This is a genomic window from Rhodococcus sp. P1Y, from assembly GCF_003641205.1.
GTDB lineage: Bacteria > Actinomycetota > Actinomycetes > Mycobacteriales > Mycobacteriaceae > Rhodococcoides.
Map to the genome: position 1 here is coordinate 2,282,846 of NZ_CP032762.1, position 26,017 is coordinate 2,308,862.

Genomic DNA, 26,017 nt, shown 5'->3' on the forward strand with positions numbered 1-26,017 from the left:
TGTGATGTGGGTTACACTTCGGTCGTTCTAGAGCTCTGTCCACCTGGGTCGGGTATTGGAGCGAAAATGTTCGGCAAGGGTTCGTTGGTTGTGTTGAGTGTGTGTGCAATGGCGATCGGGTTTGCGGGTGCGGCGACAGCGGCAGTGCCCACGCTGCCGCCCGAGTCGACCGTAGGGCTGGGTGAGTCGGAGGCCGAAGCGGAACTGGAAGATGCCGGCTACAGTCCGTACGTGATCTCCCGTCACGGAGGTGGCGCCGAATGCGTCGTGTTCAATCAGGTGTCCGTCACCGATTACAACCAGTGGGTCGAGGACTCGGAGACCAGTGGCACATTCTCCGACGACGATGAATACACGGTATTTCTTGCAGTGAATTGCACATCGTGACCTGCCTACGGCCGCCATCTGCGTAGCGCGCGCGTTCGTATAGCAAGAGAAAAGGCCCGCCGTTCCTGATTTCAGGTAACGGCGGGCCTTTCGATTGTTACGATCTACGGCTTGCTGTGCTGCCCGCTACCGGAGTCGTCCGAATCGCCGATGGCCTCGCCGCTGCCACCCGTGTCGTCGGCAGGCGTCGACAGCTTCTGGCCGACGGTGGTTCCGCCCGCCAGAATGTCGCGAATCTGGACCAAAACGTCGACGTCGCTCAACTCCTTGTCGGGTTGGCTCACGAAGCGCTTCTTCGCGGTGTTGACCGGCAAGATGAGCACGAAGTAGACCACCGCGGCGATGATCACGAAGTTGATGATGGCTGTGACCACTGCGCCGAGATTGATGAAAGTCTCTGCGCTGGAGGTGATCTGGAATCCCCAGCCGTACTCGTTCGATCCGCCGATCGCGGACACGAGAGGGTTGACGATGTTAGTGGTGAAGGCTGTGACGATTGCGGTGAACGCTGCGCCGACGACCACCGCGACGGCGAGATCCACAACGTTTCCGCGGAGAAGGAAGTCCTTGAAACCCTTGAGCATGGGCCCTCCTTGGGCTGATCGGTCGGACGGTGTGTGGCTTCGAGCGTCGAGGCTAGTCGACCTCGGCGGCAATCTGGTGGACCTGCGAGGAATTCGAAACTGCGTGTGCGTCCGCGGTACACATATTTTCATTCGACCTCGCTAATGACTACGGCGCAATGCCGATGTATCCTTCCCGAAGAATGAGTCTCGGTGACGTATGTCGAGGCGGCCTTAATTCATTGTTGTACGAGGGGAACCATGAACAAGTCTCGCTTTTCCGCGCTGCGCAGGATCGGTCGAATCGCTGTGCTCGGTGCAGTGGGATCGGTCGCTGTCGGGCTGATGTCCACCGGGGCCGCCAACGCCGAAACTTTCGTCCCTCTCCCCAACGGAGAGAAGGTCGCCGGACCGTACAAGATCGCGCACTTCGACGAGTCCGCCAAGGTCGCGCCGCAGATCGCGTTCAACGGCCTCAACCGGAACGCCTGGGCCACCGGGACCGCGCTGTCGGAGGTGCCCGAGGGCGCTACCGGCACCCTGAAGACCGGCTACCTCGTCGGCTGCCAGCTCGACATGGACGACCTCAGCTTCGGGCTCGACCTCGGCGCCGGAATCGAAGGTGGCAACACCAACATCATCACGCTGTTCCCCATTCCTTTCCTCATCGGTGGCGAGGGTGAGACCACCAACAAGATCGAGGGCGGTGTCTCGTTCGACGTTCCGCTGAAGGATCGTGAAGTGGCAGCTGTCGAGGTCGCGTCGAAGGACGTGAAGGGGCCGATCACCGCGATCCAGTACCAGGACGTCGCGATCTCGGTTCAGAACTGCGGAGGCTACGCCCAGGCCCGCTCGTACACGACCCTCGAGCTCACCGGCGACTACCGCTACAAGGGCACATTGTACGGCCAGCCGTTCAGCATCGGCTGAGACGACGCCGGCCGATGAATACTTCGCAGGACATCACGAGGGGAACAGTCAAGTTGAAGAACAACAAGAGCGCAGCCGCCCGCATTGCGGCTCTGGGCGCCGTTGGCGCCATTGCGATCGGATTCTGGTCGGCAGGTGCAGCAAGCGCCGATACGTTCGTGCCGTTGGCCGACAATGAGATCTCTAAGACGCTCGTCGACGGAACTACGGTGACGATCAAGGGATTCGGTCAGAGCGGCCTCATCTCACCGTCGATGGGTGCCACGCCGACTCAGCGCAACGTGTGGGTGACCGGTAACTACACCGTCGAGACGTCCAACCCCGGCGGCGGATCCATCGAGCCCGGTTTCCTCGTCGGATGCCAGGTCGATTTCGCCGCCGGTATCAGCGGTGGCGTTGAAGGCTCGTTCGGGCAGGGCAACACCATCAGCCTCGAGCCCGGAACTTTGGATCTCGGAATCACTCGCACGCAGCCGAACACGTACGACATCGGTGCAGGAGTCAACTTGGACCTCGCTCCCGGCCAGCTCAACGACGTCAAGCTCGTTGCGGACGAAACCGACGCCAAGATCGACGGCGTGACCGTCGCGACCGAGGTGTCGAACAGCTTCGACTTCTCCGGCAACGGAGGCGGTTTCACCTTCGCCGACGAAACCTTGAGTGTCTCCGGTTGTGCTGGCTTCGCCGAAGCTCGCTCGTACGTCAACGTCACCATCGACAACGATGCCGTCACCTCTACCGTGACGCTGTGGGGACAGCCCTTCAGCATCGGCTGATACGTAAGGCTCCTGAACACTTCCGGCGACGATGCGATACGCATCGTCGCCGGAAGTGTTTCCGTAGCACAAACAAGCTGATTGTGATTTCCAACAGAGTTAGTGCTCGACGACCTGGCAGGATAGTATCTCCGCTATGGGACGTCACAGAGCAGGGGATGCTGCACCGTCAGGCGACTGGATCGACGCCGAAATCGGTAGGCGTCACCGCCTGTCGGTCTTTCACGATCCCATTGTCGCACCGGAAGATCGGTCCGCGCTGCTGCTACTTTTTCCCACCCAGACCGATGTCGAGGATTACGCGCACCGGGACGAGGCGTATCGCAACCTGGGTACGTCCGCGGCTCTACATGTCCTTCGGAACGTCTTCGCGGACTTCGATTCCTACGTGCTGAGGCTGTCCGACCAGCGTGTTGTCGAGCACCGCCCGATGCGGTCCGACGACGTCCTGCACAGTGACGTGTTCATCGAAACGCACGAGTGCGACGGCGACGCCGATGTTTTCGCTCTTCGTATCGTGTTCACAGACACAATCGGTGCGTTGGTGTTCACCAACTTCGCGACGTTCGTCGGCCAGTTGGACAACCCATCACAGCAGGCCGAGGACGACGAAGAAGTCAAAGCCTCCGACGACGGCCTCGCAGCTACCGTCTAGCGAGATCACCGTCTAGCGAGATCTCTACTTAACGGAGCGTCACGGTCAGGGCGCTGACGAGGGATGCGGCGGCGACGGTTGTTGCATCCTGGGCCGACATGGCTACCAACACCACTCGATCCTGACTCCGCTGCCGATCCCCGTCGGACGAGACCAGGACCACCACTGCGTCGGACGCCAGGACCCGTGCGGTCCGGTCGTCGTCTCCTTCGCCGACCGTCAGGACGTCGACGGTGTCGCCCGAGCGGAGCAGGTCCGTGACTCCTGCGTCGCTGAGGCGGATGGGGACCACGCGGGCGTCGGGAACGTCGATCGTCGCCTGCGCGAGTCGTGAGGACAGAATCCGAACGTCGGTGAGCGGCTCGCCCGCCCGCACCGGTCCAGCGACGGTGTGCGTCAGCACGTCACCGGTATCGCTCGACGCCCCGTCGGGAACCGTCGAGGGCGAGAACTCTTTGACACCGATGTCGGCAGCGGCCAGCTGAACTCCCGGCGTCAGATCACGCGCTGCGACCACGACGGGTACCTGATCCTCGACGACCGAGTCACGGGCGAAAACGACGATCCCCGCAGCCGCGAGAATTCCGGCGGCAATCCGGCGCAACATCAGTGGCCGCGCCCAAGCCGGACGGGCGGAAAGACGGTCGAACAGCGTGGCGTCGAGACGCGAGGACTTGTTGCTGGTGGTTGTCCGAGAACCGGAAGTGCGAGGCGAACTGGGAGTGCGGGGCATGGGCAGAAACTAGCGGGGCTCCGGCCTCGGCAACCGACCGAACAGGCCCCGGCTGTGGATAAAGCCGGGGCCTGTGGACAAAGTGCGAAAAACCTACGAGCTGGCGGCAGCCTTCGTCGTCGAAGACGAGCTGCTCGAAGACGAAGAATCGCTGCTCGAGGCGGCCTTCGCCGGCGTCGACTCGGTCTTGGCGGGCGCCGAGTCGCTCTTGGACTCGCCTGCGCTTTCGCTTACTGTGCTCGATCCGCCGCGGCTGTCGGTCCGGTAGAATCCGCTGCCCTTGAACACGATTCCAACCGAGTTGAACAGCTTACGAAGCTTGCCCGTGCACTGCGGGCACACAGTCAACGAGTCGTCACTGAACGACTGCACGATGTCGAATCGGTTGTCGCATTCGGTGCAGGCGTACGAATAGGTGGGCATCGATGTTCCTCCGCGCTGGTCAACTCCTGATATGGAGAGAGCATTAGCACTCTACAGTCATGACTGCCAACGCAGCTATTCGGCGGACTATTCCCTGTTCAGCGCGACCAGGCCACGGTTCGGCGTCAGCGCGTGAGTACACCGACGGTCGTGCGGTTCCTCGGGCAACGCGTCTACGAGTTCTCCGTCCCGCACGATCGCGACGATCGGAACTTCCGGGCCGACGAGATCGAGAGTCCTGTCGTAGAAGCCCGCACCCCGTCCCAGGCGAACTCCCCGTAAATCTACGGCCAGAGCGGGAACGAACACGAGAGTGCACTCGGAGACGGACTCCGGGTCCAGTACCGAACCCGTCGGTTCCATCAATCCGTACGGAGCGCCGCGCAGATTGTCTCTGCCTGTGTACTCTGCCCAGTGCAATGGGCCTGGTTCTCCAGCCACGGGCACCAGGACCGCGGGGGTTTCGCAGCGAAGTGCGTCGAGCAGATCGAGTGAGCCCGGCTCGCTTCCGACCGGCACGTACGCCGCTACCGCTGTTGCTCCGCGCGCCGATTCGGCTGCGGCATGACACAGTCTCGAAGATTCCATGGCCCGCTCGTCGGGATCGATGCAGCGACGCCGAGTCAGGACATAGCGTCGCCACTCATCCTTGGAGACCGGCGTCACGGAATCTTCGCGCGTCATGAATTCGAGCTTATGCATTGATGGACCACAGCCACCACACGCGGAGCGAATCCGCTGTCAGTTTCAGAAGACGGCTGCACTCTTTGCAGGCGTTTCGAGGGTGAGTGCACGTGTCTTCTGACATTCTGATGTCAGAAGTGCGGTGCACGGTCGCGTTCGGCTCTCGGTGATAGGGGAGGCTTGTGATGGACCCCGACAAGCTCGCCATCGTGGAGACCGGTGTGCTGACAGCGTCGGGGGAGCGGTGGTCCCAGGCCGAGGCCCGTTTCGGTGTCCTGGCTCCCTTGCTGGAGATGCATCCGGTGCGTTCGGAAGCGGTCGACGCTGCAGCGCAGCGCTTGGGACTATCCAGGCGGCGGGTCTACACGTTGATCGGCAGGCTCAGGAACGGGACGGGGACAGTCACCGATCTTCTGACGAAGGTCTCGTCGGGTGGGCGTGGCCGCAGCCGAGTAGCGGCTGAGGTTGAGGAATTGATCGGCGACCATCTCACCCGATATTTTCTTCATCGCCAGAAGTTGAGTGTCGCTGCGCTGCATCGACGTATCGCGCTGGCGTGTCACCGCGCGGGTCTGCCAGTGCCGGCCAGAAACACCGTCACCGCACGAATCGCCGCCCTCCATCCGGCATCGGTGGCCAGGTCCCGCGGAGGACCCGATGCCGCCCGCCCGCGTCAGTCCGCCGGCGACAGTCCACCGACAGTTGCGGGGATTCTCGATCAGGTCCAGATCGACCACACCGTCGTCGATGTGATGATCGTCGACGAGTACGAGCGGCAACCGATCGGTCGCCCCTACCTGACGATCGCCATTGATGTCTTCAGCCGTTCCGTACTCGGGTTCGTCGTCACTTTGGAGCCGCCGTCGTCGATATCGGTCGGGTTGTGCCTGGGCCGCGTGTGCTGCGAGAAGCAGACATGGCTGGAGGCATGCGAGCTCGCTGAGCAGGTGCAGTGGCCGATGGCAGGGAAGCCGAAGCAGTTGTATCTCGACAACGCCTCCGAGTTCAAAAGCGAAGCGCTGCGCCGCGGATGCGCCCAGCACGCCATCACCCTCGAATACCGTCCTCCGGGCCGACCGCACTACGGCGGGATCGTCGAACGCATCATCGGGACGGCGATGACGGCGGTGCACGAGCTGCCTGGGACCACCTTCTCGAACCCAGCGGACCGAGGAAGCTACGACTCGGACAAGCATGCGGCGTTGACATTGCGTGAGTTGGAACGCTGGCTGGTCCTGGCCATAGCCTCGTATCACGCGAGTGTTCACGCAGGGATCGGGAACACTCCGGCCGCGGTGTGGGCCGGCGGGGTCGCCGCAGTTGGTCATGCCCCTCGTGTGGTGCTCGGCGAAACCGCGTTCCTGGTGGACTTTCTTCCCGTCATCCGGCGACGTCTGACGCGTACGGGCTTCGTTCTCGATCACGTGCACTACTTCTCGAACGCGCTCAAACCGTGGGTTGCGCGGCGAGAGGATCTGGGGCGGTTCGTGATACGACGTGACCCACGCGATTTGAGCAGAATCTGGGTCCTCGAACCAGACGGTGCCGGCTATGTCGAGGTGCCGTACCGGACGATGTCACATCCCGCGGTGACACTGTGGGAGCACAGAGCTGCTATCACCCGTCTCCGCGAACAAGGTCGGTCGAACGTCGATGAGGGCGCACTGTTTTCGATGATCGAGCAGATGCGCGAGGTCACCGACCGCTCGCAGAAAGCCACCCGCAAAGCCCGGCGCAACCGTGCCCGCCGCATGCATCTCACCGGCGCCGCGTCTGCGCCGATCCCGGCGATCTACCCGCCGGTGGAGCCTCGAGCGGACGGCGGCACCGCAACGCCGGTCTTCAGCGATATCGAGGAATGGTGAGCCGATGACCGCATCGACAGGAAGCAGCGACGAAGCCACCGAGTCGTCCGGTGAGGATTTGGGGCACCTGCGGGAGTCGGTTCGTCCGCTCGCCGCACTCGACGACGCGGACAGGATCCGGTTGATCCGGTCGGAGAGGTGGATTGGGTATCCGCAGGCCCGTACGGTCATCGACCATCTGGAGACGTTGTTGTCGTGGCCGGACCGACAGCGTATGCCGAACCTACTGTTGCTCGGTCCGACGAACAACGGCAAGTCGATGATCATCGAAAAGTTCCGGCGCACTCATCCGCCGATCAGCTTGTCCGATCGCGAGCAGATACCGGTGTTGTGCATGCAGATGCCCCCGGACCCGTCACCCGGCCGGTTCTACCTCGCACTGCTCACAGCGTTGGGAACACCGACCAGGCCCCGCAATCGGGTCCACGAACTCGAACAGCAAGCATTGATGCTGCTCCGCGTCACCGGCGTACGGATGTTGATCATCGACGAGCTCCACAATGTTCTCGCCGGCCGCGACAACGTGCGCCGCGAATTCTTGAACGTGCTGCGGTTTTTGGGCAACGAACTACGCATTCCTCTTGTCGCTGTCGGCACCCGTGATGCTTACCTCGCCATCCGGACCGATCCCCAGTTGGAGAATCGATTCCATCCCATGACTTTGCCGGTCTGGACCAACACTGCCGACACCAGATCACTGCTGGCCAGCTTCAGCACGAGCTTCCCCCTCCGCAAACCCTCGCACGTGACATCACTGGAGATGACCGACTACCTCCTTACTCGCTCCGAGGGCACCATCGGTGAACTGGCAACGTTGCTCACTGCCGCAGCAGTGACCGCCGTCGACAGCGGAGAGGAAGCGATGACCTCATCGGTGCTCACGCGCACTCCGTACCTCGGCCCCACGGAGCGACGCCGCCAGTTCGAACGCCACCTCGCGTGAACGCGCGGCTCGCACCGATGCCCGGTGATGCGTACGTTCGCCCGTGGCCGCTGCACCCGCAGCCACTGCCAGGTGAGGTCCTCTCGTCATGGTTGGCCCGGATATGCGAGCTGTATCCGCACATCAGGCCCTCTGACCTTCTTGCAGAACTCGAAATCGATTGTGCTGTCGAAGATCTCGACCGCTACACACCGGAGCCGATACTTGCCGAGCTGGCCGGTCGCGGTGCAGTCCCGGTAGAGAGGGTGCGGATGATGACGTTGGCGGGGTGGACACCGTGGCTGCTCGACAGCACCGACCCCGCCGGCTGCGACTTCGACACCTACGTCCACCAGTTCTCGATCCTGCTACCGGCCGACCTCGCGAGGGAGGATCGACGACGTCGCACACCCACGAGCGAGGCATGGTTGCCGTGGGCGAGCACTCCGCGTAGTCGGGCATGCCCGGCATGTGTCGACAGCCTCGAATCCACTGCTGGTATCAACATGGCTCTGCTGCAGCAATATCCGGTGCTGAGCAGCTGCCTCGACCACCGTTGTCGACTCGAACCCTGCTCTGTTTTCCCTGGTCATGCGATCTTCTGGGATCAGGTCCGGTTCGGTTCGGACGAACGGGTCTCGCCCGTTCCGGTTCCCTCGGCGGTCACGGACCTCGATCGGCGCAGCACCGAGGCCCTGACGACGGGATGGGTGGAACTCGGCCCAGGCCGGGTACATGCCGCAGTGTGGTTCCGGCTTCTGCGCACCGTCGTCGACGAAGTGTCCTCGCCACTGGTTCGCACCGGACGGTGGGCGACGAGGCTCGTTGCGATCTGGAAGGCCGCCGGTCGTTCTCGCCCGTTGCGGACCGCGTGGGTTCCGTTCGAGGACCTGCACTGGGACGAGCAGGCGAAAGTCCTCAAGGCCGCGGCGATCGCCATTGCGTTGGTCGAGAGCGGTGAGATCGATGCCGGCGGTGCGCACGCATCTCTGCTGAGCCCACGACCCTATGAGCCGGTCGATCCCGGGACAGCTCCGACGCGCTCGTCTTATCCCGCACCCGAGCGCGACCTGTGGGCTGACGCGCACGCTGCGGCCGAGGCCGCCATCGCGGCGGCGCGTGTCGATCCCGCATCCGCCAGTTCGTTGTACAACTTCCTGCGCATGGGGTGCCGCACCGCGGCGGAGCTGGATGAGACGGTGCAACTGTTCCTTGACCACGGGATCCCGCTGCACCATCCGCCGACATAGCTCTCGCCCGATGGAGCGGGGTCGTCCGCGATGTGAAGTGACACCGAAGTTGTCCAATCGGACCAGGTAGTTGTCCACCGCGTTGCTGGGGGAATGCCTGGTCGGGTGCCAAATAACCTGTCCAATGATCGAAAATCTTCGGTCTCTGCGCGTGTTGTCAGTGAAGTTGTCCAACGTGAAGACCAGCCGGAGCCCGTCCTCGTGTTGGCGATGAGGGGGTCTGGACCTGCGGCGATGACAAGGAAGCTAGCGCGGCCGTGGGGAGCTTTCATGCGGGCGGTCTTCAGGAGTGGACATGCCCTGGTCACGATTGGACAGAAAGGCTGTCAATTGGACAACCAGCGTGTCACTTCACACGCGACGCACACGCGGCGATAGCAGAGGAGCCCGTTTTCGCGCCGGGGTCATAGTCACCAACGTTATTTGTGCGGTGACCGACGAGAATTTTCCTTCCCGCACCGTCTCCGCGGAAACGCCTGCTCAGCGTGCTTTCGGCCTGAGAAGTCTGTCGGGAGGGCCCGCTACAGTCCAGCCATGACAGATCGCCAGCTCGTAGACGGCCCGACCACGATCCCGGCTGTCGTGCCGGGTGCCGCGGCGGTGTTTCCAGACCTACCGCCCGAGGTTGCTGCTCGGATCGAGCGTTCCATGGCCGCGTCCCGCTCGACCGGTACCCGCCGGGCCTACACCTCGGCGTGGCGACGCTTCGAGACCTGGTGCACCGTCGCCGGGCACCACGCGTTGCCGGCGCATCCCGCGACAGTGGCGGCCTACCTCGTCGCCGCGGCCGACACGCTCACCGTCGACGGGACGCGGGCGTACGCGGCCGCGACGTTCGGCAAGTGGATTGCGGCGATCGCCGACCGCCACCGCGCTACCGGACACGACAACCCGTGCGGGCACGAGATGGTGCGCGCCACCCTCGCCGGTATCCGGCGGGACTACGCGTCGGCGGGGGAGCGGCCCCGCAACCCGCGCGCACCGCTGCTGACCTCCGACATCACCACGATCGTCGACCACGCCCGACGCACTACAGCGGGGTGGGCGTCGGAGGTGCTCGAACGCCGCGACACCGCGCTGCTGCTGATGGGATACACCGGCGCATTTCGACGCAGCGAACTCGTAGCGCTGGAATGCCGCGATGTGCGCCGCGACCGTCTCGACGGTGCGCACGTACGGATCCGAAGATCGAAGACCGACCAGGACGGAACCGGCATCGGAACGGTGAAAGCGCTTCCGTTCACCGACTGCCACGAATCCTGCCCGGTCTGCGCGTGGGTGCGATGGCTGCAGATCGTCGCCGCGTTCGACACCGGGGGCAGAGCCGCCGTCATTCGACTGCTTTCTCGCGCAGCACAATTCGACTCCCATCTCTGCCGCGGCACCCTGCCGACCGCCGAGAAACGGTCGCCGCTGTTCCGGTCTGTCCGCAAGAACGGCAACCTCTCCGACACTGTGTTGTCCGGGGCAGCGGTCCATGCGGCGATCCGCCGCCGCGCAGCTCACGCCGGGTACGACCCCGAGACTGTCATGCAGCTCGGCGGCCATTCCCTGCGGGCAGGATTCGTCACCCAAGCCTTCCGTAACGGTGCCGATGCACATGCGATCATGCGCCAGACCGGGCACACCACACCCGCAATGGTCGAGACATATGCCCGCGAGCACGCCCCTCTGGTCGGCAACGCGGTCACCGAACTCGGTCTATGACCGGGCGTGTGACTTCACCCGTGAACGCCGATAGGGCGACCGGGGTAGATGCTGACCACGACGACTGCACCGGTTCGATTCGACCAGCGGATATCACGAACGTGGCGGTGCCGAAGCGGGATCGGCACACGTGGTCACTGTTCGAGGACTGGTGCACCGCCCATGACGAAACACCACTGGCGGCCTCCCCGGATTCACTTGCTCGGTTCCTCTCGGCGCACCCCGCGGCGTCCACGACCCAGCGCCGCCGGATCGCGGTGATCGACGCCGCCCATTCCCGGCACCTGTTACCCCAGCCGGGCCGTGCGGAGGTCGTCCGGGCTGCGCTGGACGTGGCGCGTACGGCGCGCCTGCACGAGCTGGCAGCCGTGATCGGCGGCGTCATCGCGCGCCTCCCCGAATCCGGTTGGCCGTCCGAACTGTTCGCGCGGCGAGACGCCCTCGTCCTGGTCTTTGCCTCGACCGGTCTGCCGTACACCCAGATCGCGGCCCTGCGGCCCTGCGACGTCACCGCCGATCCGAGGATCGATGCCCTTCGTATCGACACAGGCCGCGGCGTTCGCACCGTCACTCCTCTCGCACTGATGGAGACGGGTATCTCGCCGCGGACGGTGTTCCAGCGCTGGTTGGAGGTGCTGGGCCATCACACGCGGTACCCGAACACTCGAATGCTCGCCGACGCTCTCGATGCCGTGGGCGGTACCGGGCTCAGCGGATTCGACCGGTACGTCGATCCGGCCGGTCGACAGCCGCTGTCGACCGCAATCGACCGGTGGGGTCACACCCCGCTGACTGCGACTGCACTTACCGCCCATGCGGTCGCCGACATCGTTCGAGCGCACCTGGACGGACGAGCACCTGTGCACCGACACCATTCGGTGCAGGCACGGCAGCCGAGCACAGATCTCGTACCCAAGCCCGCCTCGGCTTCGCTACTCGACCCCGGCTACTACGAACACGGGACTCGGGCACGCCGAGACGCACACCAGCTACTCGGTGGCGTCGATTCGACGCTCGACGACGTCGAAGAGCGTGCGGATTCACTGTTGAAGCGGCTTCTCGAATTCGTCGAGGCAGAAGTGCCGCCGTGAGGTCGGCCGTTCGTGCCGCGAAGATGGTCCCTGCACCCGTTCAGGCCGCTTCTGTGGCGTGGAGACGCTCGACGAGACCGGGGTGAACCGATCGATCAGATCTCCGCTTGCGTGAACTCGACTGTGTCGCCCTCCGGTGCACCGACATTCCGGGAGCAATCGCCGGAGGGAACTTCGGTTCGGGTGAACCCCTCAGGCTCGGTGTGCGTACACCACAGTGAAGCCCACCGCTGGCGTGGGCACGAGGACAGGACACGTGATGAGCACTTCAAGGTTCCGTATGGCAACGTCGCTGCTCGCGTCGGCGGCGGTGATCGCCCTCGCCGGGTGCGGTTCCACCGAACCCACCGGTTCGGTGGCGGTGTCGAGCACTCCGGTGTCCACGTCGGCGGACGCGAAGGCTGCGACACCCGATGTGGCACCGTCCGAACCCGGACTGGTGGTGTACGCCAGTAACTACTCTGTGAGTGACACGGTCTCTCGGGTACAGCGCGCGCTGGAGACGGCGGGAGCTGTGGCAGCCACTGTGGATTTCGAGAAGTTGGCACAGGGAGCAGGTGAGACGATCCGCCCGACCACCGTGGTGATCGGGGGGAATCCGAAAGCGGCGTCGCCGTTGATCGCCGCGGACCAACGGGCCGCGATCGACCTTCCACAGAAGTACCTGGTCTGGCAGGCCGCCAACGGAACGGTGTTTCTGGCATACAACTCCGCCGAGTACATCGCGACGCTCGCAGGCATCCCGGTCTCGTCCGACGCCCTCGACGGACTCCGGGCCGGCTCGGCATCGACCGCGTCCGATGCGACGGGATCCTCGGCGGCCGCCGCAGAGGGCACCGATGTGTCCGCAGCGCCGGGATACCTGGTCGAGAAGACCAGTGATGCATCGGTTGCAGCGTCCATTGCCCGATACGAGGCAGCGTTCGCGGCCAAGAATCAGCCCACAGTCGCAACCGTCGATCTCGCGTCCGCCGCTGCCGAGACACCTCTGAGGCCCACCATGGTCACCTACGTCGGTAATCCTGCGGTCTCGACTGCGCTGGTCGGAGCGCAGCAGACCATGGGGATCGACCTCCCCGCCCGATACGTGGCGTGGCAGGATGCCGAAGGGATCGTTCACGTGGCTCACCCCGATATCCGTGTACTCGCCGCTCGGCATTCGATCTCGCCGACCAATCCTGTTCTCGACATGGTCGCCGCCGCCACGACCGGTTTCACCGATGCCGCTTCCGGCTCGGGCAGTTAGGTGGACGGTGTCGAATCCGGCTCACAGCACAACCACCAGCTCGTCGATGCGTCCGAAGTCGCCATGTCGGCGCTCTTCCGCGAGCACCAGCACGCAGTGACTCGATTCGTCAGCCGCTACACCCAGACCCGCGAGCAGTGTGAGGACATCGTCCAGGAGACGATGTTGCGCGCGTGGCGCGGGATCGACCGCATCGATGTGACGGCAGCATCGACGCGGTCCTATCTCATGACCATCGCGCGAAACGTACTCACCGATCAGTGGCGGGCGAGCACGAGCAGGCCGACTCTCGTCCACGATCAGATCGCACTCGCCGCCGAGTGCATCGACGACGAATTGGGCGGGGTCCTCGACGGGTGGCTCATAGACGAGTCGCTGCGTCGGTTGTCCGAGGAGCATCGAGCAGTCATCGTGCTCATCTACTACGAGGGTCGAACCGTCTCCGAAGTGGCCGCGCACCTCGATATCGCGGTCGGCACGGTCAAGTCCCGCTCCTATTACGCTGTGCGTGCCCTACGCCGGATCTTCGACGAGTTGGGATTGATTCCATGAGCTCAGCGCACGACGAGATCCGACCACTGCTCGGGGCGTACGTACTCGACGGACTCGAGCGCGACGACCGAGCAGCGGTACGACGACACCTCGACGACTGCCTTGCCTGCCGAACCGAAATCGACGTCCTGGCACCCGTCGCAGGAGTGCTTCGACGTCGCAGGCAGCCAGCAGATCTCTCACCGGTGCACTCGACGGCCGGTGCAGACCAGCGACTCGACCACCTGCTGAGCGCGATGAGGCATCAACGGACCTCCGAGAAGAGGCGGCGGCGAGTGTGGACTGCGGTGTCGGCGACCCTCGTTCTGGGAGTCGCTGCGGCGATCGTCCCGCTCAGTACCCTCGCCCGCTCCGACGATTCGACAACGGTGAACGATGCGGGTGCCCGCCCGCTCGTTCTGTCGAGCACCGTCGGGGCCACAGGTGACCTCGAGCTCACCACGAAAGCCTGGGGCACATCGATCGACGTCGACGTTCAACAACTCCCCGGCGCAGGCATCCTCACTCTGCAAGTGGTCGGCAACGACGGGACTCGACAACAAGCAGCTCAATGGTCGGTCACCGCGAGCCGAGCAGCAGCGGTGACCGGCGCAACGTCCCTTTCTGTCGAGGACATCCACTCGATCGTGATCGACGATCCGGCGGGCAACACGATCGCGCGGGCCTCTCGCTGAGACCGAGTCGTCACGGACACGGGCAGGTTTCGATGCGGTGCCTCGGACAGCGTGTCGGTCGCGTGGCCGCCCGAACGGCTGGACCGCGGTCGAGTGAGATCGGGACGCTGACGACGTACCCCGGATCGACATCCGAGTCCGAACGCGCTGGCTCTGCGTTCGCCGCACCGCATCGGTCCGTCGCTCGTTTTCCGGACTCATTCCAGAAAAGTCGTGCATACTTTCGGTCGGTTCGGTACCCACTGTGGCATATACCAAGGGGGGTATGTAAGTACCCTAGGGGGTATCCGACCTGATCTGGAATCGAAGTCGATGAGAAGACGGGTGCAATAGGCACCACACGGCCTGTCGTGGTTATCTCATAGGTGTGTTCAGGCAGCGGAGTCGTCAAACGCTCAGCAGTGGTCGTCGAGGCGAGCCACCGAGAGCTGGCGTCTACGGCTCACGGTGCGTTTCCCCATGGCCAGCAGTACGTGTGGCGTGGGTCAGCAGTGAGTGCGGCGTATGACAGATGATGACGTGTGGTCCGGAAAGCACGCCCGAGCGCACGATGCCCCGGTCCGCTCACTCAATGCGTCGGTGTTGCGATGGAGGATCGACACTGCACGGTCCATTCCACTGTTCGATCCCGACGACGGCGGCGACGCGGCTCGCTGTCTGGTGCTGTTGGAGTCTCCGGGGCCGAAAACGATACGTCCGGGCGGGACCAACATGTGTTCGTTCGACAATCCAGATCGAACGAACCCCGTGCTGAAATCGGTGTTCGCCGACGCGGGTATCGACCGGGTGCAGTGCGTCAAGTGGAATATTGTGCCGTGGGCAGTGCTCGATGACGCCGGTCATCCGGTATCGCCGACGGCATCCGTTCTCGGTGAGGCGGGCCCATATGTCGGCGAGCTTATGGCCTTGCTGCCGAAACTGGAGGTGGTTTTCGTTCTTGGTGCGAAGGCTCTCGATGGCTACATGCGCGTCATCACTGCATCTGCTCCCACCCGCCTCCTCCCGGTGATAGCGGCACCGCACCCCTCGGCTCGCAACGCACACGCACCGGCGGCTGCTCGCCAGCGGTTGATCAACGCAGCACTGTCGGTCGCAACGCACCTGGAGAAGGCACCTGAACCCCGCACTGTGCTGAGGTAGGGCGGATCGTGCTGCTGCTGCCTCCGACCGGTCAGTCCTGGTGGGGCTGGCGTTCGCCGGTGTCGGTGTCGATGTCGATCACCTCGTCCGGGCTGTCGGGGTGGTACTGGATGATGTGTGGTTCGGCGGCACCCCGGCGTGCACCGTCTCGATATGAGAACCAACATCCCGCGAACAGCACCACTGTCACGATCGCTGCGACGACGGTCCAGCCCTCGAACCCGCCGGCGAGGGCCGTGAGAAAGGCCCCCGCAGCAGCTGTTCCCGCCATCAGCAACAGCCAGGTCAGATAATTTTCGGTGACTCGTGCCCAGACGCGTCCGCGGCTGCCCCGTCTCGGGGTATCGGAAGTCGGTGTGTCTGCATTCGGTGTGTTCATCGTGATCGTGAGTCCTTTCCGGGGTCAGTGGTCGATTGGATCAACGCTGTTCGTTCGGTATCAGCGTTCCGAGTGGGTACTACCCGGCGGTCGGTTCAGCTGGGTTGAAAAAGTTTTCCTTGCACGCTGCCGCGGAGAGTGTGGGCGGCGACTGTGCCCCAGGCTGCGAGCAAGGCCGCATACAGTCCGATTGCAAGGGCCTCGACCGCGGCCGACCCCAGAGCGCCGCCGAGGGCAGTGGCACCGGTGACGCAGGTGCCGATGGGGAAGGTGAACGACCACCAGGTCAGTGAGAATGTCAGTCCCTTCTGGGCGGCATGGATGGTGAGGGCGGTTGCGAGGGTGAACATCAAGACGCCGAAGCCGCCCATCGTCAGTCCGTACAGAATGCCGAACACGTGCAGGCCGGTTGCGACGGAGGCGGTCTCGCCGGTGAACACCAAGGGTGCATCGTTGCCGAGCAGGTTCGCGGCGGTGATCGATTGACCGATCATGCCGAGGGTGATCCACACCGTCGGTGCTGCCTGGACCGGCGGGATTCCGCCGTGGACGAGCCGTCCGTAGATGAGCGTCATGGTCAGCATTCCGATGATCAGTGACAGCCCGAACATCGCGTAGCAACCGGACAGCATGGCCAGGCGCCATTGCCCATCCGCGATATGAGGGAGCAGCAGCGCACCGGTGGAGGCGGACACCATCGGCGGTACGACGGGCATCAACCACGCCGGGAGTGCGACGGCGGTCTGGTGATCGTGGGCGGTGATCATCAGGTAGGGCACGAGAATGCTGGTGATCAGCCCGAGGGCTGTGCCAGCGGTCCACAGGACGGCAAAAATCACGGTTGCGGGCGCCGCTCCGATGACGTCTTTGCCCAGCAGCATCGTCCCGGCACCGACGGTCAGCAGCGCCATGGGGGGTGCGCCGTAGAACTGCACCATCACCGGATGCGCGGCGTGCTCACGCGCATACTGCCGGTGTCGGATCCAGTGCACTGCGAAGGCACCGGAGAGTGTGATCAAGGCGACCGACGCTGCGATCCACACGATCGTTGCGAACACGTGCAGTCCGGGGATGTGGGCGGGCAGGGTGGCGGCGGCGTTGGCGACGATACCGGTGCCCATGACCGAGGCGAACCAGTTGGGGGTGATGTGTTCGAAGATCTGGCTCGGGTGGTCGAGGTCGGAGAGCACCGGCCACTTGCGCGGCCGCTCGGTATCGTCGCCGCGCCGAGACGTGATGGAGGAGCGGTGCAGAGCTGTCGTGGTCATGACTTCCAGCGTCCTCGCACACAGTCGTCACCGGTAGACACCGATTACCTGGCCGGTCCCAACCTCAGGTTATGACTGCGGGGATTTGAGGGCGACGACGAGCAGGTCGCTCGACGGTCCTCGCAGTTCACGGCCCGCGGGCCACACGGCACGCAGGAACCGGCGCAGGTCGAGCCCCTCTGTGTGAACGCGGGCCAGCGTTCCGGCGGCGATCTCGGCGGATACCGCGAGGGAGCTGAGTACGGCCGGTGCGAGGCCGCCGATGACGGCAGCTTTGATGGCAGTGGTGGAGGACACCTCGAGCAGTGGCGCGGCGAGTGGGCCCGCAGTCCGGAGCGCACGTTCGAGCGCGAGACGTGTGCCGGACCCGGGTTCGCGGGTGACCAGCGGTGTCGCGGCCAGTTCGCTCGCCGTGATCGTTCGTCGAGCCCATTGATGATCGGGGGCGACGACGACGACGAGTTCGTCGCGGGCAACGTCCTTCGAGTGGAGTCCGCTGGGCAGATCGGGGCTTTCGACGAATCCGATGTCGGCGCGGCCGTCGAGCACCGATGCGGCTACGTCGACAGAGTTTCCGGAGGTGAGAGTCGGTGTGATGGAAGTGTCGTGGGAGCGCAGTGTGATGAGCCATCGCGGTATGAGGTATTCGGCGATGGTGAGGCTTGCGGCGATACGAATGTGGCTGTGGCGGTCGGTGCGCAGCATTGCGATGCTCGTGGCGAGCTCGGCGGCTTCGGCGATGACGCGCTCGGCCCAGCCGGCGACCAGTTCGCCGGTTGCGGTGAGGGTGGCACCTCGCTGCCCGCGATGCAGGAGTGCTACCCCGATGCGGCTTTCGAGTGCTTTCAGGCGTGCGCTCGCCGCTGGCTGCGACATGTCATGCGCCTCCCCTGCGCGTCCGATGCTTCCCAGCTCGGCGACGGACAGCAATAATTCGTAGCTGATCAGGTCGGTCACATGGGTCGGCAGGGGCACGGTGCCAGCGTAGAGACTGCAGTCGTAGCGGGCGCGGAGCCCACAGGCGCGTTTGCCGGAAAAGTCCCCATTCGATGCTCAATGCTCGCGGGAAGTGGAACGGGGTCGCGGCACTGGATCCCGTGGTTCGTTCACCCTCACTGACGCCACCTGCTTTTATCCAGTTCTCGTCACCCAGGATTGCCTTGGTTCGTGCGAGTTGTTTCGAACTTCACCGGTGCTCTCGCAGCGTGAGCTGGGACAAGGCAGGGGATGAGTCGGACGTAGGCGACCATTCCGATCAGCTCCACCAGTGTCTGCGTCACCACGACCACGGCAGCAAGAGACAGTGCTGGTGGCAGCGCGAGCGCCAGCGGCAGAACGACCAACGAATTTCGGGTGGCACCGGAGAAGATCAAGGCCCGAGCGTCCGGGACGTCCAGGCGGGTCACTCTGGCCGTCGCCCATCCGACAACCGCCATGATGACCAGGAACGCGACGAAGATCGGCACCGCGGCAAACAGCTGGGAGCCTTCGGAGCGGACTGCGTCGATCTGCGACGCCACGACGACGGCAAGAGTGGCCATCATGACCGGCACCATCGCCGCGGCCATCACATCCATGATCTGGGTGCCGATACGCCGACGACGCGCAAGTGCTTGCGTCAGGGCCGCCAACACCAGAGGAACAACGATCAACAGCACGAACGCTTCGACGAACGGTGCAATGTCGATGATCTCCACCAGCTCGGACCCGACGAACAACCACAGGTAGAGCGGCAGGAACGCGATCTGCAACAACATCAACAGCGGCGCGCTCGCGAGGAGCCGTTCCGACGCTGCACCGGCCAACCCACTGAAGACGATGACGTAGTCGATGCAGGGAGCCAACAACACCAACAGCACACCGACGAGTACCGCCTGATCAGCAGCAACGAACCGGGTCAGAGCGAATACGACGATTGGAACGAGCACGAAATTCAGTACTACGACGCTGAGCAAGAATGTGCCGTCGCGCAGCGATGCGCCGATGGCGGAGAACGGAACCGCGAGGAACGTAGCGTAGAGCAACACGATCAGTACCGGATTGATAGCAATCTCGAACGCATGCGCCGACGACGGCGCACCCAAACCGACACCGCCACCGATGAGCAGGGCCAGCAGGTAGAGCGGGATCTGGAACTTCTCCAGCCACGCCACCACCGAGGTGGTGCTCGATATGTTCATGCGGTGCCCACCGCGGTGTTCGCTGAGATCAGCCAGGTGCAGTCCGGATTGCATGGCGTCGGCGCGTCGGGTGTGTCCCCGAGCCGGGCCAGCGCGTCGGTCAAACTCTCACGCAGAGCGGTCAATTGAGCGATCGATTCGTTGGCGTGCGCGATGTGGGACTCGATGGCGGGGCCGAGTTCGGCTTTGACTGCTGCGCAGGAGTCTTTCTCCCAGACACGAAGGAGAAGTTTGATCTCCGGCAGCGACAGGTTCAGGCTCTTGGCGGCGGTGATGAACGCCAAGCGTTGCCGAGCGCGGTCGTCGTAAACGCGGTAACCGTTCGCCGAACGGTCCGCCGGGAGCAGGCCCTCGCTTTCGTAGAACCGTAGCGTGGTCGCCGGGACGCCGGTCGCCGATGACAGCTGTGAAATGCGCAGAGCGGACATGCGCACGAGGATAAACCTTCGAGTCGGGTGGAAGGTCAAATCCTTGACCTTCCACGCAGGTGCTGGGGCTAACGTCGGGCCATGTTCCCAGCGAGACCGCGCCCGGACGTCCGGGCGCTCATCCGTCTAGACCTGACGCCTCTCAGCGAGATGAAGGCCCCGTCGGCGTGCACGCTCTCAACGGCTGACCAACCTGAGGGTATCGAGTTGTGGGCAACGATCCTCACCTGCGCTACCAGCCGCGGACGGTCGACGGCGGACTTGTATTCACCTTCCCGTCACGTAGTGCTCGGAGTCGGAGTGGGTCCGCGATCAGTCGGGTGAGGCTGCCTGAGGGGTCGGTCCGAGCCGGACATTGACCCAGTGTCGGACCGGAGGGATCGACCACATGGTCCACAGTGCGAGGAGCGCAGTGCTGGCGGCAAGAATGCTCGCGGCGACGTCGAGCGGGAAATGTACGCCGAGGTACAGCCGGGAGGCAGCGACGGCGAGCGCGAACAGCACTGATGTCGTGCGGGCCAACCGCCGGACAATTACGTGCGCCCGAGCGGTGAGCAGGACCACAAGCCCGATCATGGCCGCAGCCACCGCTGTATGTCCAGACGGGAACGACCACACGGTGTCGGGAGGAATCAGCCAGAACCGTTGCGGGGGACGGGGTTCGCGGATGCTGTATTTCGCGATTGTCGACACGACGAGGGTAGATGCCATCACTGCCAGGGCCCATGCCGCGTCGACCCGTCGGCCTCTCCACGTGAGCCATGCGGCGATACCGATCGCCACCACGATTCCGACGACCGGTTGTGCGCAGTCCGTGACAAATTCGGCGAGGGCAGTGGCCCAGCCGGCGCGATGAAGGGCGATACGGTCGTGGAACCGCAGACCCGCCTCTGTCACAGCAGTGGTGGAGGCGAGAGTGCCGGCGGCGAGCAGTGCGGCAAATGCGAGCAGAGCGGCGGCAAACGGCCGAATCCACGGACGAGCAGGAAACATAGGTGACTTTCCTTGGTTGGGTTGCGTGGGATGGACGGTGGGGTGCCAGGTGCGGCGACGACCGGTGGCGAGTAGGGCGGCCACTGCGATGACCTGGATTGCGGGAACGACGGTGAGCGACGCGGGAATCGAATGTCGTAGAGCAGATCGGTTTTCGGCTGGGGAACGGATGGCTTTGCCGCTCCGTTCGTCGATCACGAGAACGCAGACGCGCCAGTGCGCCGGCGATCCAGAGGAAGTGCACGGCGATGACGGGGTGGGCGTAACCGGAAACGTCGACGCCCAGAAGCGGCGGCTTGGTGTATGCCACCGGGCCGGAGACCGAGCGCACCATCAGCGCTGCGACCTCGTCGGATGCGGTGACCACACCCCGACGACGAAGGCGGTAGCCCCCCGCGAGGCGAGGGGGCCGGTGATCGAGCGGGCACCTTCGTAGACGAAGTCCGCGAGCATGCTGACCGTCCCGAACGCGACAACGAACCGACACGCCCCCCATCGATGGTCGTGGCGGTTCGGTGGATTTCTTTCTGGAAGCGCGCGGCGGGAACCCGGTGCGGCGGATGGGTCACCGGCGTGTTTGGGCTGCGTCACTATGCTGCCTATCGGTAGCGGGGACGAGGAGGACCGGGCGGTGGGCGTGGCGGGCGAGTGTCGCGGACACCGATTCGCCGACGGCCCTCTCCACCAGTGACATCATCCCGCCGCGGGTGGTACCGATGATGATCATCAGGGCGTCGTTGGCGTCGGCGATCGTGGTCAACAGTCGAGCCGGGTTGCCCCGCCTCGAGTAGAACGCCCAGTTCCCGGGGATGGCGGCCAGCATCGCGCATGCCTCGCGGCGCTCTTGTTCGACAGCGTCGGCGATGCGTTGTTCCCAGTCGTCGCTGTCCGGGTCGATCGGCAGGTCATCGGTGTCGACGATGTGCGCTACATGCAGGAACGCGTTCAGTCGACCGGCAAGGTCCATCGCGTAGGTCAAGGCAGCGTGGCTTGCTGGGTGCCGGTCGAACCCCACGACCAGGTGGCACACCGGTTCTACCGAGGCGGCGGGGCCGTCCACCTGTAGCGGAGCGCGCCAGTCCCCTAGGTCGTCGCAGGAGGCGTGGCTGGGATCGTCCTCGGTCATTGTTTTCTCCTCATATTGTTTTCTCCTCATACGGAAGCCAGGACGAGACCGGCACCGCCGGCGACGACAGTCACCAGCAGGGTGCCGACCGCGTTCAACACGCCAGCGATGTACTTCTGACGTTGGATCAGCCGCACCGTCTCGAAACTGGCGGTGCTGAAGGTGGTGTACCCGCCGCAGAAACCGATGCCCACGATCAGCTGAAGTTCCTGGGGTAGTCCGTGGAAAAGGATCAGTCCGGTGACGAATCCGAGGAGCAGTGATCCGGTCACGTTGATGATCGCTGTCGCCCAGGGAAAATCCGACGCCCGGCGGTGCCTGATGGCCCCGTCGAGCACAAAACGGACGATCGCCCCTGCACTGCCCGCGCAGGCGATCCAGAGTGTCGTCATTGTGTTGCCTCCGCGGGCCGTGTCCGCAGTCGCGCGGCGATCGCGATTCCGGCGGTGGTGGCGACCAGACCCACCAGTACGGTGCCGGCCGCGTAGCTGCCGGCGGCCCACCACTGATGGCTGCGCAGAAACAGATCGGTATCGACGGCCAGTGTGCTGTAGGTAGTGAACGAACCGAGCATCCCGGTGCCCACCAACAGCCGGACCCGCTGCCGCCACCCTGTGTCCGGGCCCAGGCGAGCCAATCCCTCCAGCAGCATTCCGAGCAGGAACGCCCCGACGATGTTGATAGCGAAGGTCGTCACCGGCCAGCCACTCGCGGCAGAGGAACACCACAGTCCGAGTTGGTATCGGAGCGGGGCCCCGACCAATCCACCGACACCGACGGCGGCGATCGCGGACGCTCGCGCATGCAGCGGGCTTGGGGGCGCACTGTCGGGATCGACCGGTAGGGTCGGATTCGGGTCGTGATGGCCGTTCATGGACAGACTCCTTCCACTCAGGGAAAGGAGCCATCAGCCCCAGGGTTGGGGCGGTTCAGACAACCCCCTACGGGGCGGTCTCGGCGGAGATCCATCGCCGGACACCACTATAGCCTGACCAGGGATCGACCCAAGCAGATCCGATGTACGTTCGAGATTCTCGGTCAGCAGGCCGAGGTGTCTATGTGCCAGCGCTGCAGCTCAACAACCGAACCCGGTTGTTGAGCTCGACTAACGGCCACGACGGCACCGGCCACGACGGCACCGGCCGTGCAACGGGTCGGATTGGACACCTGTGTTCGCGTATCAAGCCCGGTATTCCCGATCCGCCGACCACCGCGATCTTCTCAACACGGGTACGTGGCACACGGCGTCACCAAGACGCTGAACATTTCGCCGAACACAGCATTGTCGTCGAACTCAGAGCGGGCACCAGGCTCGGAACCGAGGTTCATTGCCACGCCGCATCGACACGCAGTCGACTAGACCACACTCGAACATGAACTGCGCCACCCAATTTAACCCCACTGCAGTAGGTCGAGAGTGAATCGGGATACTTCGAATCGAACGCATAGAACGTCTGGCGCACAAGCGCACTCAACATACCGGTGACGAGCTACGTCAAAGTCAAAGACTCCAAGGGAACACACACGACGTGTCGAGGGCAATCATGTTCACTGGTAGATCGAGGACTTTTCGATCACAGAAGCTGTTCTATATGGTGGTTGTACGCGTAGCTCGGCGGGATGAATGCTACTGACCGGCGCTCCCGTGTGGTGGGTAAGTGCAGTCGTCTTCTGAACTAGTGCAGTCGTCTTCTGAAACTGACATCCGCAGCAAGCATGGATAGGGTAGGCAGCATGACAGAAGGCGTGACAGAACCGGTACGGCAGTTTCGCACTGCGATTGTTCCCGCCGCAGGAATGGGAACCCGATTCCTGCCTGCAACCAAGACCGTCCCGAAAGAGTTGCTTCCGGTAGTCGACACTCCGGGAATCGAACTCGTCGCCGGAGAAGCGGCCGATTCGGGTGCGCAGCGCCTCGTGATCGTCACCTCCCCGGGTAAGGACGGCGTCGTCGCGCACTTCGTCGAGGACCTCGTCCTCGAGACCAAGCTCGAGAAGAGCGGCAAGCTCAAGATGCTCGAGAAGGTACGCGTCGCCCCCGCGCTGCTCGATGTCCAGTCCGTTGTTCAGCAGGAGCCGCTCGGACTCGGGCACGCCGTTGCATGTGCCGAAGAAGTTCTCGACGACGACGAGAGCGCCGTCGCCGTACTTCTTCCGGATGACCTCGTGTTGCCCCGCGGCGTCCTCGACGTCATGTCCCGAGTGCGCGCGAAGCGCGGCGGAACCGTTCTGTGTGCCTTCGAGGTCCCGGAGGAGAACGTCTCCAGCTACGGCGTCTTCGAGGTGGAGACGGTTCCCGACGCGGTGAACCCGAACGTCTTGAAGGTGACCGGGATGGTCGAGAAGCCGAAGCGTGAGGACGCGCCGTCACTGTTCGCGGCGGCAGGGCGCTACCTGCTCGACCGCGCGATCTTCGACGCTCTGCGCCGGATCGAGCCGGGCGCCGGAGGCGAGCTTCAGCTCACCGACGCCATCGCTCTGCTCATCGAGGAGGGCCACCCGGTTCACGTCGTCGTTCACCGCGGACCCCGACACGACCTCGGAAATCCCGGGGGATACCTCCGCGCTGCGGTTGACTTTGCACTCGAACGTGATGATTACGGCCCAGCGTTGCGTGAGTGGTTGACCGAGCGTCTCAGCGACGACTGGGCTCCGCAGCTCACCAAGTACGAGTAGGCCCGCTGCACAAAGAGGATTTAGAGGAAGGGCCAGATGCGCTCGGTTGAGGAACAGCAGACCAGGGTGACTGCTGCGGCGGTTGCACCACGGCCTGTCCGGGTTGCGATCTCGGAAGCGCAGGGCCTTCTCTGCGCCGAAGAAGTCGTCACCGAGCGCCCGCTGCCCGGGTTCGATCAGGCAGCGATCGACGGTTACGCGGTACGAAGCGTCGATGTGGCGGACGCAGGTCAGGACCTGCGAAACGAGGACGACGAGCGCATCGAACTGACGCTGCCCGTCGTCGGGGAGGTCACCGCAGGCTCCCGGCAGCCGATCCGGCTGCAACCACGGCAGGCTGTCCGCGTCGATACGGGTGCGCCGCTGCCGACGCTCGCCGATGCGGTTCTGCCGCTGGACCGGACGGACGGCGGCCGTGCCCGCGTCAAAGTCCTCAGGCCTGTCCGCTCGGGTGACTACGTTCGCAAGATCGGCGACGACGTTCAACCCGGTGACGTCGCTGTGCGAGCCGGCACGATCATCGGCGCGGCCCAGGTCGGACTACTTGCCGCGGTCGGGCGCGACAAAGTGCTCGTGCATCCGCGTCCGCGTCTGTCGGTGATCTCGGTGGGCGGGGAACTCGTCGACACCGATCGCACACCGGGTCCCGGGCAGGTCTACGACGTCAACTCCTATTCGCTTGCCGCTGCCGCGAGAGACGCAGGCGCCGACGTCAACCGCGTCGGGATCGTCAGCACCGACCCCAAGCGTCTTCGCGAGGTGGTCGAAGGCCAGCTCATTCGCTCGGAAATCGTCGTCATCGCCGGAGCCGTCGGCGGCGGGGCATCGGACAGTGTCCGCGAAGCGCTGTCGGAACTGGGCGAGCTCGAAGTCGAACGCGTGGCGATGCATCCAGGCTCGGTCCAAGGATTCGGTCAGCTCGGCCGCGACGAAGTCCCGACGTTCCTGCTCCCGGCCAACCCCGTCAGCGCGTTGGTGGTGTTCGAGGTGATGGTCCGCCCGTTGATCAGGATCGCGCTGGGTCGTCGACAGCCGATGCGGCGCACCGTGACCGCGCGGACCGTCGCGCCGATCACGTCCATCGAGGATCGCAAAGGGTACTTGCGCGGGCAGCTCATGCGCGACGAAGAGACGGGCGAATACCTGGTGCAAGCGCTCGGCGGCGCACCCGGATCGTCCTCGCACCTGCTCGCGACACTCGCCGAGGCCAACTGCCTCGTCGTCATCGATCCCGGCGTCACGGAGATCCGTACCGGGGAAGAAGTGGACGTGTCGTTCCTCGCTCAGCGAGGCTAGGGCGCTCCGCGCCAGTGGCACGGTTAAGTGCCCTAGGGGGTACTCAACCATGCCACTGCTCCGGAGGCGCTAA

At 64.2% G+C, this 26,017-nt stretch carries 28 protein-coding genes; 15 read left to right on the top strand and 13 right to left on the bottom strand.

Annotated elements, in window-relative coordinates; genetic code table 11:
* Window positions 1–108: 108 nt before the first annotated feature.
* A complete protein-coding gene (locus D8W71_RS10685; RefSeq protein ID WP_153275360.1) occupies window positions 109–387 on the top strand; it encodes a hypothetical protein in 279 nt (92 codons plus the stop codon).
* Between the two features lie 104 nt (window positions 388–491).
* On the opposite strand, the gene mscL is transcribed toward D8W71_RS10685, so the two are convergent.
* Entirely contained in the window at window positions 492–971 is a 480-nt protein-coding gene (gene mscL, locus D8W71_RS10690) for a large conductance mechanosensitive channel protein MscL (RefSeq protein ID WP_121113346.1), read from the bottom strand.
* Between the two features lie 240 nt (window positions 972–1,211).
* Here mscL and D8W71_RS10695 point away from each other — a divergent pair, with 240 nt between their 5' ends.
* From D8W71_RS10695 to D8W71_RS10705, 3 genes are all read left to right on the top strand, one after another.
* Window positions 1,212–1,880: an MspA family porin gene (locus D8W71_RS10695; protein ID WP_121113348.1), complete on the top strand. Its 669-nt coding sequence runs from the start codon at window positions 1,212–1,214 to the stop codon at window positions 1,878–1,880.
* Between the two features lie 14 nt (window positions 1,881–1,894).
* Window positions 1,895–2,656, top strand: a complete 762-nt coding sequence (locus D8W71_RS10700; RefSeq protein WP_328588822.1) for an MspA family porin — start codon at window positions 1,895–1,897, stop codon at window positions 2,654–2,656.
* A gap of 136 nt (window positions 2,657–2,792) precedes the next feature.
* Complete coding sequence (locus tag D8W71_RS10705) at window positions 2,793–3,311, top strand: hypothetical protein (protein ID WP_121113350.1); 519 nt, start codon at window positions 2,793–2,795, stop codon at window positions 3,309–3,311.
* Window positions 3,312–3,339: 28 nt separating this feature from the next.
* Here the strand turns inward: D8W71_RS10705 and D8W71_RS10710 are convergent, their stop codons facing one another.
* From D8W71_RS10710 to D8W71_RS10720, 3 genes are all read right to left on the bottom strand, one after another.
* The gene (locus D8W71_RS10710) at window positions 3,340–4,044 is read right to left on the bottom strand and encodes an SAF domain-containing protein (protein WP_121113352.1); all 705 of its coding nucleotides are present in this window, start codon (window positions 4,042–4,044) and stop codon (window positions 3,340–3,342) included.
* A gap of 93 nt (window positions 4,045–4,137) precedes the next feature.
* Complete coding sequence (locus D8W71_RS10715) at window positions 4,138–4,467, bottom strand: FmdB family zinc ribbon protein (protein ID WP_121113354.1); 330 nt, start codon at window positions 4,465–4,467, stop codon at window positions 4,138–4,140.
* An 87-nt stretch (window positions 4,468–4,554) separates the two neighbouring features.
* Complete coding sequence (locus tag D8W71_RS10720; RefSeq protein ID WP_121113356.1) at window positions 4,555–5,151, bottom strand: 5-formyltetrahydrofolate cyclo-ligase; 597 nt, start codon at window positions 5,149–5,151, stop codon at window positions 4,555–4,557.
* Window positions 5,152–5,336: 185 nt separating this feature from the next.
* On the opposite strand from D8W71_RS10720, the gene D8W71_RS10725 reads away from it, so the two are divergent.
* The 9 genes from D8W71_RS10725 (at window position 5,337) to D8W71_RS10765 (ending at window position 15,598) form a co-directional block, all read left to right on the top strand.
* Window positions 5,337–7,016, top strand: coding sequence for a Mu transposase C-terminal domain-containing protein (locus D8W71_RS10725; RefSeq protein WP_094648402.1), 1,680 nt, complete (start codon window positions 5,337–5,339; stop codon window positions 7,014–7,016).
* 4 nt (window positions 7,017–7,020) lie between these two features.
* A complete protein-coding gene (locus D8W71_RS10730) occupies window positions 7,021–7,959 on the top strand; it encodes a TniB family NTP-binding protein (protein ID WP_121113358.1) in 939 nt (312 codons plus the stop codon).
* The gene (locus D8W71_RS10735) at window positions 7,956–9,188 is read left to right on the top strand and encodes a TniQ family protein (RefSeq protein ID WP_229745858.1); all 1,233 of its coding nucleotides are present in this window, start codon (window positions 7,956–7,958) and stop codon (window positions 9,186–9,188) included. Before D8W71_RS10730 ends, D8W71_RS10735 begins: the two co-directional genes overlap by 4 nt.
* Before the next feature lie 534 nt (window positions 9,189–9,722).
* The gene (locus D8W71_RS10740; RefSeq protein WP_027494235.1) at window positions 9,723–10,895 is read left to right on the top strand and encodes a site-specific integrase; all 1,173 of its coding nucleotides are present in this window, start codon (window positions 9,723–9,725) and stop codon (window positions 10,893–10,895) included.
* 101 nt (window positions 10,896–10,996) lie between these two features.
* On the top strand, window positions 10,997–11,986 hold the full coding sequence (locus D8W71_RS10745) for a hypothetical protein (RefSeq protein WP_052059180.1): 990 nt from the start codon (window positions 10,997–10,999) through the stop codon (window positions 11,984–11,986).
* A 259-nt stretch (window positions 11,987–12,245) separates the two neighbouring features.
* Complete coding sequence (locus D8W71_RS10750) at window positions 12,246–13,232, top strand: DUF302 domain-containing protein (protein WP_080729192.1); 987 nt, start codon at window positions 12,246–12,248, stop codon at window positions 13,230–13,232.
* A complete protein-coding gene (locus tag D8W71_RS10755) occupies window positions 13,233–13,784 on the top strand; it encodes a sigma-70 family RNA polymerase sigma factor (RefSeq protein WP_027494238.1) in 552 nt (183 codons plus the stop codon).
* A complete protein-coding gene (locus D8W71_RS10760) occupies window positions 13,781–14,458 on the top strand; it encodes a zf-HC2 domain-containing protein (protein ID WP_027494239.1) in 678 nt (225 codons plus the stop codon). The genes D8W71_RS10755 and D8W71_RS10760 overlap by 4 nt, the downstream gene beginning before the upstream one ends.
* Window positions 14,459–14,962: 504 nt before the next feature.
* The gene (locus D8W71_RS10765) at window positions 14,963–15,598 is read left to right on the top strand and encodes a uracil-DNA glycosylase (RefSeq protein ID WP_051364861.1); all 636 of its coding nucleotides are present in this window, start codon (window positions 14,963–14,965) and stop codon (window positions 15,596–15,598) included.
* 31 nt (window positions 15,599–15,629) lie between these two features.
* On the opposite strand, the gene D8W71_RS10770 is transcribed toward D8W71_RS10765, so the two are convergent.
* The 9 genes from D8W71_RS10770 to D8W71_RS10815 form a co-directional block, all read right to left on the bottom strand.
* Window positions 15,630–15,977 carry a hypothetical protein gene (locus D8W71_RS10770; protein ID WP_051364864.1) on the bottom strand — a complete coding sequence of 116 codons (348 nt, stop codon included), beginning with the start codon at window positions 15,975–15,977 and terminating at the stop codon, window positions 15,630–15,632.
* 95 nt (window positions 15,978–16,072) lie between these two features.
* Complete coding sequence (locus D8W71_RS10775; protein WP_080729195.1) at window positions 16,073–17,245, bottom strand: TDT family transporter; 1,173 nt, start codon at window positions 17,243–17,245, stop codon at window positions 16,073–16,075.
* A gap of 69 nt (window positions 17,246–17,314) precedes the next feature.
* Entirely contained in the window at window positions 17,315–18,220 is a 906-nt protein-coding gene (locus tag D8W71_RS10780) for a LysR family transcriptional regulator (RefSeq protein WP_230074817.1), read from the bottom strand.
* Between the two features lie 170 nt (window positions 18,221–18,390).
* Entirely contained in the window at window positions 18,391–19,425 is a 1,035-nt protein-coding gene (locus D8W71_RS10785) for an arsenic resistance protein (RefSeq protein WP_051364866.1), read from the bottom strand.
* A complete protein-coding gene (locus tag D8W71_RS10790) occupies window positions 19,422–19,853 on the bottom strand; it encodes a MerR family transcriptional regulator (RefSeq protein ID WP_027494242.1) in 432 nt (143 codons plus the stop codon). Before D8W71_RS10790 ends, D8W71_RS10785 begins: the two co-directional genes overlap by 4 nt.
* Window positions 19,854–20,165: 312 nt before the next feature.
* Window positions 20,166–21,044, bottom strand: a complete 879-nt coding sequence (locus D8W71_RS10795; protein WP_051364869.1) for a phosphatase PAP2 family protein — start codon at window positions 21,042–21,044, stop codon at window positions 20,166–20,168.
* Window positions 21,045–21,411: 367 nt separating this feature from the next.
* Window positions 21,412–21,972, bottom strand: a complete 561-nt coding sequence (locus tag D8W71_RS10805) for a universal stress protein (RefSeq protein WP_027494243.1) — start codon at window positions 21,970–21,972, stop codon at window positions 21,412–21,414.
* 26 nt (window positions 21,973–21,998) lie between these two features.
* On the bottom strand, window positions 21,999–22,364 hold the full coding sequence (crcB, locus tag D8W71_RS10810) for a fluoride efflux transporter CrcB (RefSeq protein ID WP_027494244.1): 366 nt from the start codon (window positions 22,362–22,364) through the stop codon (window positions 21,999–22,001).
* Complete coding sequence (locus D8W71_RS10815) at window positions 22,361–22,846, bottom strand: fluoride efflux transporter FluC (protein WP_027494245.1); 486 nt, start codon at window positions 22,844–22,846, stop codon at window positions 22,361–22,363. The genes crcB and D8W71_RS10815 overlap by 4 nt, the downstream gene beginning before the upstream one ends.
* Before the next feature lie 860 nt (window positions 22,847–23,706).
* Between D8W71_RS10815 and D8W71_RS10825 the strand changes: the two genes are divergently transcribed.
* Together D8W71_RS10825 and glp are read left to right on the top strand one after the other, a co-directional pair.
* Window positions 23,707–24,648 carry a UTP--glucose-1-phosphate uridylyltransferase gene (locus tag D8W71_RS10825; RefSeq protein ID WP_121113360.1) on the top strand — a complete coding sequence of 314 codons (942 nt, stop codon included), beginning with the start codon at window positions 23,707–23,709 and terminating at the stop codon, window positions 24,646–24,648.
* A 36-nt stretch (window positions 24,649–24,684) separates the two neighbouring features.
* The gene (gene glp, locus D8W71_RS10830; protein WP_121113362.1) at window positions 24,685–25,944 is read left to right on the top strand and encodes a molybdotransferase-like divisome protein Glp; all 1,260 of its coding nucleotides are present in this window, start codon (window positions 24,685–24,687) and stop codon (window positions 25,942–25,944) included.
* Window positions 25,945–26,017: the final 73 nt, after the last annotated feature.